Below are 11168 nucleotides of genomic sequence, written 5' to 3'. Positions count from 1 at the left end.
GGCCTAACGCCTTATGTCTTGATTTTCCCCTAGCTTAGGCGCCGAGAGCCCGGCGTGCGCGCCCGATAACGCCTCGGTGTAGCAGCACCGTAATTCAGCAGGGGCCGCACGCCGGATCTCGCGCCCTGCGCCCGGACAGTTGACCGAGGTCTCCCTCGAACTGATAAGCGTGGGCTCGGGCGCGATGCTCTCGACCGGCCAACTCTAACGGAGAACGGGCATGACGGCAGTGGGCATCGATGTGGGCAAGGCAAACCTGGACGTGGCCATCGAGGGCCGGCCCAGGGTGGTGCGGGTGGCCAACAGCGCGGCAGGCATACGCAAGCTGGTCCGGCAGCTGGCGGGGCTGAACCAGGCCCGTATCATGGTCGAGGCCACCGGTGGCTATGAAGAGCCCCTGCTGGAGGTCTGCTGCGATGCCGGCCTGTGGGTGGCCCGGGTCAATCCCCGCCAAGCCCGCAACTTCGCACGCGCCGCCGGGGACGTGGCCAAGACCGACGCCATCGACGCCCGGCTGCTGTGCCTGATGGCAAGCATGTTCGCCGACCGGCTGCAGCGCTACCGCGCCCCGTTGCCCTGGCAACGCGAGCTTCGGGACTGGCTGCGCCGACGCGGCCAGGTGGTCACGGCGCTGCAGGCCCACCGCCAGCAGATGGTGATGTGTCCGGGGCCGATCCGGTCGCTGGCGGCGAAGACCATGACCGCCCTGCGCCGCGAGCTGGCGGCGATCGACCAGCAAATGAAGGTCCTGCTGGACACGCATGCAACGCCGGCCCTGGGCTCCTGCAAGGGCCTTGGACCGATCTTCCAGGCCACCAGCCTGGCGCTGCTGCCGGAGCTGGGCGCGTTGACCCGCCGCCAGATCGCACGCCTGGTCGGCGTGGCGCCGATGAACCGAGACAGTGGCCAGAGCAGTGGTGTACGCCGGATCCGTGGTGGGCGGGCTCCGGTGCGCGTGGCCCTGTACATGGCCACGCTGTCGGCGGTGCGCTGGGACGAAACGATGAAGGCGCACTACAGGCAACTGCGCGCACGCGGAAAGCTGGCCAAGGTCGCGCTGGTCGCCTGCATGCGCAAGCTGCTGACGATCGTCAATGCGCGGCGACGCGATGAGTTGCTGCGGGAAGCCGCAGTGCCTGCCTGACCGCTGGTCGGAAGACAGTTGCTGAATTAAGCCGCGCCGCGAAGCGGCGTCGGCTTGAATGAATTGTTAGGTGCCACCCTACGCCTCGAACCCGTTTGGGAGCAACCGAACCTCCGATGCCAAGCAAATACCATTGCCACCGGCGAGCGGGCGGACACCAAGAATGGTGCCATGCGGAGCAAGCTCGGCTTGAATGACAACAACCGGTTGCTCGGTGCCCCCCTCAAGTTGCTGATAAGCGCAGCACGGCAAAGGCATTGAGGCTGCAGCAGACTCCCCGGGAACATAGAAAACGGCAATGCCGGCAGCAACGTCCGCTTCCGTGGCTGGGCGACCGGTAATGTGAGGCGTGCTGCGCCAGTCCCTTGCCGAGATTGGGGCCCAAAGTTCCGACATAGCTTCTATGGTACCTAACGCCTGAATTAAGCCGCGCCGCGGAGCGGCGTCGGCTTGAATGAATTGTTAGGCGCTTCAACGTAAGAATGAAAAAAGCGCCCATGGTGGGCGCTTTTGTGTAGATGGAGTGCTGCACCGCTCGCTGCCAAGGCTGCCGTTACTGCTGATGAAACCGAAAAGAACGACTTAATTGACGAAACGACGACTGCATTAAAAGTATTGACTGTGTGCATAAGCACTTCCATTGATTTCATGATGAAACTTAGTGTTAAAACAGGCTCAAAAGAAATAAAACAAAGAGCCACACTTAAACAGAACCAACAGACAGACCTTTTAAGCAGCGATGGATTCGAACCACCCGCATCTCCGTAGATTTAAAATTATACCAAATAACCTGCATAAAGTCAACATTTTGTTAATAAGGCTGGTGGTTTTAGCGCCTAACGCCTGAATTAAGCCGCGCCGCGAAGCGGCGTCGGCTTGAATGAATTGTTAGCCACCATTCGTGTTTGGAATGATGATTGCTCGCGAGCCAGACAAAGATGCCTCGGATACGGGCGTCTCTTCTCGATGCGTGAATGGGCCAATGATTGATTCAAGGTTGTTGAACCAACGCCACCCCAGACTATCAATGAAGTCAACCAGACTATCTGATGCTCTTTCACTGTATACGGGAGCCCACAGCAACCTAGGTGTGTCCGAATCCGGAAATTCAATGTATCGGTTTACCGTCAGGTAAAGAAAGCAGTCGATTGAAGAGTAGGAGTGCTGCAGAAGACTACAAGCTAGCGCCCGAATAGGCTCCGGGCCAAGCGAAGTGAATCCGTCGTTTACGAAAATAAGTACACCTGATCGATCTGTGATCTTGAAGTGGCTTTTCGTATCGCGAATCTGGCGATTGGCTTTTTTAAGGATTCTTGATATTGGTGGCCTGAAGATACGAACGAACTCTGGGTAGAACCATTTTGGATAGGCTCCCGATCCACCGAAGAGTTCTGGCCTCCAGCTTGGATCCTCCTCCACGACGCGACTCATTAGTTGATCGAACTTTGTAAAAAAAGCGTCTGATGAGGAAAACTCCGTCTCCACAACTTTAAGTTCTGCGACAACTTTCTCATTCGCGAAGAGAAAATCTGCGTTCTCAAAGTTTTCCTGATTAGCACGATCTTTCAGCGCAGTCGCAAGTGGTGAGAGCGTTACGCAGCATGTTGGGGTCATCGCTCTCGGGAGATCAGAAGATGGCCATGAACCGTGTGCAGTTCCAGCCGGGCCTGTCGTTGCCGGCGTTCCTCAAGCGCTATGGCAGCGAGCGCCAGTGCGAGCAGGCGCTGGAGGCCTCGCGCTGGCCGCATGGCTTCGTCTGTCCTCGTTGCGCCGGTACGGCGCACAGCCGGTTCCAGCGTCACGGTGCCACGTACTGGCAGTGCACGGCCTGCCACCGCCAGACCAGCCTGCGCTCGGGTACGGTGATGGACAACAGCAAGCTGCCGCTGCGGACCTGGCTGCTGGGCATGTACCTGCTGGGCCAGAGCAAGACCAACCTGTCGGCGCTGGAGCTGATGCGGCACCTGGGCGTGAGCTACCCGGCGGCGTGGCGGATGAAGCACAAGCTGATGCAGGCGATGGCCGAGCGCGAGGCGGGCCGCAAGCTGGGCGGGATCGTGCAACTGGACGATGCCTACCTGGGTGGGGAACGCAACGGCGGCAAGGCCGGCCGTGGCTCGGAGAACAAGCGCCCTTTCGTGATCGCCGTGGAGACCACTGACGACGGTCGCCCACGGCACGCAGCGATCGACCTGGTGCCGGGTTTCACCAAGGCGGCCCTGTCGGACTGGATCGGGCAGCGCTTGCATCCGGGATCGGATGTCTACAGCGACGGACTGGGCGCGTTTCGGGCGCTGGAAGCCGAGCATGCGCACACCGTCATCGAAGGCCATGGCCGCGGCCGCTGTAAGGAAGAGAACGCCCGTTGGGTCAATGTCGTGCTGTCCAACCTCAAGCGCTCGCTGGACGGGGCGTATCACGCCTTCAAGTTCGCCAAGTACGCCCAGCGCTACCTGGCCGAGACGATGTGGCGGTTCAACCGTCGCTTCGACCTGACTCGGCTGGTGCCGAGTCTTTTGGCCACGGCGGCTACTGCAAAGCCTTGGCCGGAGAGAACGTTGCGCGATGTGCCGCTGTTCTCGACTGAAAGTGCGTGCTAATCAGGAAAGTTTTTGAGGAGACGTTCGATGCGCACCCGGATTCCAGCATATCTGTTGCTCGCTTGCTGCCTTGCCCCTGCCGCGCAGGCGCAGAACTTCCTGCAGAAGCTCAATGACAAGCTGACCAAGGCCAGCAACGCCTTGTCAGGCAACGGCTCCCAATCTTTGGGAGCCGAGGCTGCACACCCCACCAGCCAGCAACTGCAGCAATTGGCCGATGCACTGAACGCACCGGGCAAGCCCCCGCAAGTGCAGCCGATGTACGAGGAAGCCCGCAAGACCATCGGCGATCTTCTGCTGGTTACCAGTTGCGACTTCACGCAAGGTGGCAAGCAGCTTGTCCCCTTCGTTGCAACCGGCGTGTGGGTGAACAGCTACGTCAGCCCGGTTTTGACCATGAGCCACCATTCGCGCTCGCAATGCCTGGACGTGAAGCGGGTGGATGGCTGGCAGGCCAAGGCGAAGAATAGCTTCCACTTCCGCACCTTGTACGTCTCTGCGCAAAGCGGCGAAAGCGCGACGAAGAGCTACGACCTGACCCGGCAACCCGATGGCACCTGGCTGGTCAGCGAGTACAGTTATTGACGTATGACAGTTCATGCGGCCATAGGTGCAGTGGCTCCACCCCCTCTTGCAGCAACGTGCCCAAATCAATTCGTCAAGAACAGCGCGGGAGAACACGATGGACGCCAAGCCGAAACCTGATTAGCACGCACTTTCAGTCGAGAACAGCGGCACATCGCGCAACGTTCTCTCCGGCCAAGGCTTTGCAGTAGCCGCCGTGGCCAAAAGACTCGGCACCAGCCGAGTCAGGTCGAAGCGACGGTTGAACCGCCACATCGTCTCGGCCAGGTAGCGCTGGGCGTACTTGGCGAACTTGAAGGCGTGATACGCCCCGTCCAGCGAGCGCTTGAGGTTGGACAGCACGACATTGACCCAACGGGCGTTCTCTTCCTTACAGCGGCCGCGGCCATGGCCTTCGATGACGGTGTGCGCATGCTCGGCTTCCAGCGCCCGAAACGCGCCCAGTCCGTCGCTGTAGACATCCGATCCCGGATGCAAGCGCTGCCCGATCCAGTCCGACAGGGCCGCCTTGGTGAAACCCGGCACCAGGTCGATCGCTGCGTGCCGTGGGCGACCGTCGTCAGTGGTCTCCACGGCGATCACGAAAGGGCGCTTGTTCTCCGAGCCACGGCCGGCCTTGCCGCCGTTGCGTTCCCCACCCAGGTAGGCATCGTCCAGTTGCACGATCCCGCCCAGCTTGCGGCCCGCCTCGCGCTCGGCCATCGCCTGCATCAGCTTGTGCTTCATCCGCCACGCCGCCGGGTAGCTCACGCCCAGGTGCCGCATCAGCTCCAGCGCCGACAGGTTGGTCTTGCTCTGGCCCAGCAGGTACATGCCCAGCAGCCAGGTCCGCAGCGGCAGCTTGCTGTTGTCCATCACCGTACCCGAGCGCAGGCTGGTCTGGCGGTGGCAGGCCGTGCACTGCCAGTACGTGGCACCGTGACGCTGGAACCGGCTGTGCGCCGTACCGGCGCAACGAGGACAGACGAAGCCATGCGGCCAGCGCGAGGCCTCCAGCGCCTGCTCGCACTGGCGCTCGCTGCCATAGCGCTTGAGGAACGCCGGCAACGACAGGCCCGGCTGGAACTGCACACGGTTCATGGCCATCTTCTGATCTCCCGAGAGCGATGACCCCAACATGCTGCGTAACGCTCTCACCACTTGCGACTGCGCTGAAAGATCGTGCTAATCAGGAGCCGAAAAGCTACATGACCGACGAAGAACGGGCTATGCGGCGCGCCAGCGGCATGTCGGAAAACGCGATCTTGATGGTTGAATCCAGAGCCGCCGACCATGCCGGCGATGAAGAAGCCGCGTGGGCGTGGCTGGCACTGGCCGAGCTACCGGCGCCTTCGCTGGCAATCATCAAGAATCTGCAGGGAGCGGATTTCATCCGCTCGCGAGGCTTCAAGACGAAGAATGCCGACATTGCCTACGGGCCTGGCTGGCTGGATCGCTGACCCCAACCGGCGCGGTCTCGGGGGGGGGGGGCGATCTAACGACGGGAGAAGCATGTCACATGCCTCTCCTGCCGACACGGAACCTCTACATCACAACTCATTCTGCGGAGTATGGCCGTGACCTCGTACCTGTTGCCTATCCTTGCCACCTTCTTTGGCAATGACAGGATGCTTGACCACGAGACTAGATGGCAGAAGCAAGGCCGCCCTTCGCTGTTCTTCCATGCCTGCATCCTTGAAGGTGACATCGAACCGATGCAGGCCCGCCAGCCGTGCCACGTCCTGCTTGAACGCATCCGTCCCTTCCACGACCAGCGCCTGCCCTGCGAACCTCTCGGCGGCCAGTGACAAGGCCACCAGCGCCGCTCCTGCCGTCGCTTTCTCGGCTTGCACGTGTCTTCTGCGATCCACCACCATGCCACCGTCGGCGGTGCGATAGGTCACCACCCCATCGCGGCGCGCCACCGGCTTCAACGAATCGAAGATGACAGCTTTCGCATGCTCGGCCCGCTCGGCGGTCAACAGATCACCCCGCAACTTCTCCTCTCGCTCGACACGACTGCGAAGGACCGCCAATGCCTCGACGTTCCCACGCTCGGCCTGTAAAGCCAGCCAATCCGCCCAACCCAGGGTGGCGGTCGCCTTGCGCAATGCCGCGCGACGTTGCGCCATGGTCTGCTGCTGACGGGTCATCGCCGCCCTGCCTTGTTCACGGAGCGTGGTGGCCATGACCTTGCGCGTGACACCCCGGCTGCTGGCTTTCAGCAAGGCGTGCTGCGCCGCCTTCCACTGGCGCAGGCTTGCTATGTAGCTGGCGTTTTCCTCACGCAAGCGCACAAGCCCGGTTCTACGCTCAACAAGTCGGGTTTGCCGGTCACGCTGGTACTCGGCAAACAGCTGTGCGGTCGATGGATGCGGGTGAACTGGCTTCAGGACGTAACCACGCGAAGCAGAATGCTTTGGTGGCGCGGCCTTGGATGCGTGACCCGTTGGTGGCACGAATGGCCCAAGCCGGTCAGTCATCGCCTTTATCGAGAACTCGCGTCCGCACTGGCTGGCACGTACCCACACCGAACGGCTGGCATCTCCGATCACCAACCCCGCGCCGCGCACCTTGATGCACAGGCCGTGCTCGGCCAGTGCATCGTGCACGCCCTGCCAGTCCGTTGCCATCCGCATCGCCGGGGCCACTTCGCGTGCGACATACCCCGCCAACGTTTCCAGGCCGCTGCGGGCCTCCACTGCCGCTGCGCGTTCGCCAATCGTCTCACCCTGTCCACGGGAAGAACTCTGCGAACGTTGCTGCCGTTCGGCCCCCTTCAGGCCATGATGGTCGCGTTCCAGGCCATGCTCGATTTCTAGACGCTCACAAGCCTCCATCAACCGCTGCATGTCGTAAAAGGGCTCGATATTCTGGAAGCCGGTGGGATGCACCTTGTTGATCGCCACATGCACGTGCAGGTGATCGGTATTCACATGCACAGCAGAAATACGCTGATGGTCGGCCAACCCGATGGCAGCACACAGTTCGTCCTCAATGGCATGCAGTACTTCTTGCGGCGGGTTCTCTCCTTCGCGAAATGAAAAGACGAGGTGATAGGTCTTGTCCTTCTTCGAGCGGGTGTTGATGGCTTGGGTTGCCTCGATCAACAACGTGGCCGCTGCCGGGTCGTCGGTGCCGCAGTTGGTCACACGCACGCCACTGACCTTCTCGCCTTCCCGGTTCATCTCCGCATTGAAGTCGAGGATGTAATCGGCAGTCCGCGACCAACTCCGGGGATCAAGCCCACCTTCGGCATTGACCGCGTAACGCACCAAACGCGCGATGCTGGAGGTCTGCTGCCGGCGTGGAATGCGCTTAGCGATCATGGATCACCTCGCCCATGAGATCGCGCACCTGACGTTGCAGATCGCGAAAATCACGCATCATGGCCTCGACCTCGGAAGGCTTTGCCCCTTCGCCACGTCGTTCAGCCAACCACAGTTTGAACAACCCCGCCACGCGCCCGAGGTCGCCATTGACCTTGGCCAGCATTTGCACGGCTTGGAGGTCGAGGACGGAACGTACCGGCTGATTCAGGCCAACTGCACGCAGATAACCTGACTGGGACATGCCGACCTGTTTTGCCATGGCAGACAGCCCGGCGGCTTCCTCCGGCGTCACCCAAACACTAAGCCGCTCACCACGCGGCCGCCCACCGTGCTTCTTCTTTGGTGTCTCGTTCGTCATGACAGCAGCCCTCCGCACGCCTCGCAGAGCAGGACGACCGTCGAGCCGCAGGCGAGTAAGGACAGGCGTTGAACGGCTACGGGCGCCGCCCGTAGCCGTGCAACGCACATCCTGCCATCAACAAAAAGGCGATTCTTGGCGATATTGATTCTGGTCATAGGAGCCTCTGGCGAATTCAGGCAATTCTAAGATTCATATTTGGCGATTCTTGGCGATTCTTGGCGACTTACAGATTCGAACTTGGCGATTCTTGGCGAATCTCGGCGATTTGATAGACATCAACCACATGAAATTCAGCACGAATCAGAACCCTGGCATTTCCGATGGCCATAGATGGCGCCCCGCGTTATCCACAGAATGCAACCATCCACTACAGGGTTATTTGATAGAGGGAAAAGCTATAGGTTTAGGGGGGTGCTATTGATCACCGTTTTTCGTGCTGAAAGGGTGCCAATGGTCACCAGCTAAGTGGGTGCCGATGATCACTGGATAACTCGGTTCACTCACAGGCTTTCCTGATTAGCCCTATCCCTCAGCCGCCAGTTGCAGGATTTGCGACGGCGTCGCCGGAAGATGGCTCCATCTGAAGGTAACGAAGGTGTGCCATGGGCATCAATGTCGTGCAGTTTCAGCCGGGATTGTCGATGAGCGAGTTCGTGGAACGCTACGGCAGCGAGGCCAAGTGCTATCGGGCGCTGTATCGATGGCGCTGGCCGAAGGGATTTCGTTGCCCGAAATGCAACGGGCGAGCGCATTGGCGCTTCCGACGTGATGCGCAGGTGTATTACCAGTGTCGAGGGTGCCGCCACCAGGCCACCTTGCGCGCCGGCACGCTGTTCCAGTCCAGCAAGCTGCCCCTGCGGCTGTGGATGCAAGCGATCTACCTGCTCACTTCCAGCAAGACCAACCTGGCGGCGCTGGAATTGAAGCGGCATCTGGGGGTGAACTACAAGGCGGCCTGGCGCATGAAGCACAAGATCATGCAGGCGATGAGCGAGCGCGAAGAATCCAGGAAGCTCAGGGGGTTCGTGCAGATCGACGATGCCTACCTGGGTGGCGAACGCACCGGCGGCAAGCGCGGGCGCGGCTCGGAGAACAAGCAGCCGTTGGTGATCGCGGTGCAAGTCGACGAACGGCACGAACACCCCACCTTCGCGGTGATCGAGCCGGTGAAGGCCTTCGACAACGCCTCGCTGGAGGACTGGATAGCGCGGCGCCTGGAGCCGGAATGCGAGGTCTACACCGATGGGCTGGCCTGCTTCCGCCGTCTTGAGGACGCCGGGCATGCGCACACCACGCTCGACACCGGCGGCGGCCGCGCCGCGACCGAAGTCAAAGGTGCGCGCTGGTTGAATGTGGTGCTGGCCAACGTCAAGCGCGCAATCAGCGGCACCTACCACGCGGTGCGCCAGGCCAAATACGCGCGGCGCTATCTGGCCGAAGCCGCCTACCGTTTCAACCGCCGGTTTCGTCTGAACCAGATGCTGCCGCGACTGGCGACCACACTGATGCGTTGCAAGCCATGTCCGGAGCAGATACTGCGCATGGCGAGCAATTTTCATGGCTGAGTGACGGGGCTAATCAGGCAGGCTTTTCCACCGTCGAACCGGAAGCGGGGCTGTACGGCAGGCTGGGACGAATACAGTCGTAATCCTCCTGAAACTTCTTCCACCTTGGCCATTGGGTACATAAGCAGCGCATCGCGCAGCGCGATCAGGAACTTGCGCTTGAAATTGCGGATATCCCGGTATTCGTGGCCAAACTGCTCTTTGAGCTGGCTCCAATACACTGTCGTGGATTTTTTTCTGATGCGAACCAGACGCGCAACGAGCCAGAGATACACATCCATCGCCAAGGCTGAACCACGCAACTTCAGCAGGGCGCGGAGGTCATAAGGCACGGCGCGCTCCATCAAAGTCTGCTGGAAGTCGCTGCTCAACACGATGCGGGAAGGCCACGGCGTCCGCTGCTTGCTGTCTGCACTCAGCCACGCATCGAATTGCTGCACCGGCCTGCCATCGAACGTGATGGCTCGTCCTTCAGCATTGAAACCCAGCGTGATTGAGCACGCCGCCAGCGCCTGTACCTGCCGCTGGAACATCACATACGAGCGACCACTTTTGTCGATGCCGAGCTGGCGCAACGCATCGTTAGCGCTTTTCCCGAATGGAATCTCGCGGGTTTTATGACGCACCGCATAGCGCGTCACATGTGCCAACACCAGCCTTGGAATCGAGCCGTAGGGAATAGGCTGCCTGACCATCGCCTGTCCATTCCAGATCTCGCCTGCATGTACCACAAGCGATGCCGAGCCACTGGTGCGCTCAAATCGTTCGCCAGGTACGCGCGAGCGCGGTAATCCGATCTGGCACAGGATGGCGTGCATGAAAGCGATGTCATCGCCGGAGGGCCTTTCGGCCTCGATCTGAACCGAAGCATCCATGAGGGCTGAAACGCGATTCACCTTCGCCCCTTTGTGTGCATTCATCGGCACTGAATCAACCAAAAATTCGGGCTCGTCGGTTGACGAAATATACTTGGAGATCATCACTTCTCCTCCAAAAGCAACGCGATGTCAGTCGCCCGAAAATAAATTCGGCGGCCGATGCGCACCTTGGCCTGATTGAGTGAATCAGAGTAACCACCCGCAGAAACAAGCGATAGGCGAAGCCCATCAGGACTGCGGTGCAAGACCTCAGCCAGATCCGTGAGGGTCAGCAATGCTCCATATTTGCGAGTTAGAATTTCTTCGGTTGTCACGTGTCAATCTCCAGCAGCATGCTATTTGCTGCATGGAGATTCACAGACCTACGGAGTCCTTGGTAAAAAATTACATGAGCGGAGGTTGACAATGTTTGAAGATGACAAGACAAACCCTCGCACAGCATCCATGCTGGACTTGGAAACGAACCGATATCGACGCATCAAGTTGGATAAGGGATTACGCAGGAGCAGGTCTACAGAGCTTCGTCACGAGTTACTTGAACCCGCGAACCAAGCAGATCTTCGATCAATAGTCGAAAAGGTCATCGCCGGGACAATTGGCCCTGACGCACTAGCACCACCGACTCCACATGCCAGCACATTAATGTCTCTTGGGAGAGTAGCTGAACCATACTGTGATTTATGCCATCAATGGACAGAGGCGTATTCCATGCTGATGAATCCAA

Annotated in this window: 11 protein-coding genes; 5 read left to right on the top strand and 6 right to left on the bottom strand. The window is 60.0% G+C overall.

Annotated features, from left to right (window positions below; all coding sequences use genetic code 11):
* Positions 1–220: 220 nt before the first annotated feature.
* A complete protein-coding gene (locus BN3794_RS01825; protein WP_066092200.1) occupies positions 221–1144 on the top strand; it encodes an IS110 family RNA-guided transposase in 924 nt (307 codons plus the stop codon).
* Between the two features lie 888 nt (positions 1145–2032).
* Here the strand turns inward: BN3794_RS01825 and BN3794_RS16185 are convergent.
* Entirely contained in the window at positions 2033–2758 is a 726-nt protein-coding gene (locus BN3794_RS16185) for a hypothetical protein (protein WP_147675614.1), read from the bottom strand.
* Between the two features lie 20 nt (positions 2759–2778).
* Between BN3794_RS16185 and BN3794_RS01820 the strand changes: the two genes are divergently transcribed.
* A complete protein-coding gene (locus tag BN3794_RS01820) occupies positions 2779–3744 on the top strand; it encodes an IS1595 family transposase (protein WP_147675608.1) in 966 nt (321 codons plus the stop codon).
* A 27-nt stretch (positions 3745–3771) separates the two neighbouring features.
* Positions 3772–4329: a hypothetical protein gene (locus BN3794_RS01815; protein WP_147675613.1), complete on the top strand. Its 558-nt coding sequence runs from the start codon at positions 3772–3774 to the stop codon at positions 4327–4329.
* A gap of 120 nt (positions 4330–4449) precedes the next feature.
* Here BN3794_RS01815 and BN3794_RS01810 read toward each other — a convergent pair whose 3' ends face one another.
* Complete coding sequence (locus BN3794_RS01810) at positions 4450–5415, bottom strand: IS1595 family transposase (RefSeq protein WP_147675608.1); 966 nt, start codon at positions 5413–5415, stop codon at positions 4450–4452.
* Positions 5416–5516: 101 nt separating this feature from the next.
* Here BN3794_RS01810 and BN3794_RS01805 point away from each other — a divergent pair, with 101 nt between their 5' ends.
* Positions 5517–5768: a hypothetical protein gene (locus BN3794_RS01805; RefSeq protein ID WP_066092468.1), complete on the top strand. Its 252-nt coding sequence runs from the start codon at positions 5517–5519 to the stop codon at positions 5766–5768.
* 90 nt (positions 5769–5858) lie between these two features.
* Here BN3794_RS01805 and traI read toward each other — a convergent pair whose 3' ends face one another.
* Entirely contained in the window at positions 5859–7637 is a 1779-nt protein-coding gene (traI, locus tag BN3794_RS15710) for a TraI/MobA(P) family conjugative relaxase (protein ID WP_078059523.1), read from the bottom strand.
* The gene (locus tag BN3794_RS15705) at positions 7627–7998 is read right to left on the bottom strand and encodes a plasmid mobilization protein (protein WP_078059522.1); all 372 of its coding nucleotides are present in this window, start codon (positions 7996–7998) and stop codon (positions 7627–7629) included. Before BN3794_RS15705 ends, traI begins: the two co-directional genes overlap by 11 nt.
* A 605-nt stretch (positions 7999–8603) precedes the next feature.
* Between BN3794_RS15705 and BN3794_RS01785 the strand changes: the two genes are divergently transcribed.
* Positions 8604–9566, top strand: coding sequence for an IS1595 family transposase (locus BN3794_RS01785; RefSeq protein ID WP_066092456.1), 963 nt, complete (start codon positions 8604–8606; stop codon positions 9564–9566).
* On the opposite strand, the gene BN3794_RS01780 is transcribed toward BN3794_RS01785, so the two are convergent.
* Both BN3794_RS01780 and BN3794_RS15700 read right to left on the bottom strand, forming a co-directional pair.
* Positions 9557–10546, bottom strand: a complete 990-nt coding sequence (locus tag BN3794_RS01780; RefSeq protein WP_236493142.1) for a replication protein RepA — start codon at positions 10544–10546, stop codon at positions 9557–9559. The two genes, BN3794_RS01785 and BN3794_RS01780, sit on opposite strands and share 10 nt — an antisense overlap.
* On the bottom strand, positions 10546–10758 hold the full coding sequence (locus BN3794_RS15700) for a plasmid-related protein (RefSeq protein WP_078059521.1): 213 nt from the start codon (positions 10756–10758) through the stop codon (positions 10546–10548). The genes BN3794_RS01780 and BN3794_RS15700 overlap by 1 nt, the downstream gene beginning before the upstream one ends.
* Positions 10759–11168: the final 410 nt, after the last annotated feature.

It is taken from the genome of Xanthomonas massiliensis, from assembly GCF_900018785.1.
GTDB lineage: Bacteria > Pseudomonadota > Gammaproteobacteria > Xanthomonadales > Xanthomonadaceae > Xanthomonas_B > Xanthomonas_B massiliensis.
The sequence above is the reverse complement of the archived record's forward strand: the minus strand, read 5'-3'. Positions and strand labels throughout refer to the sequence as shown.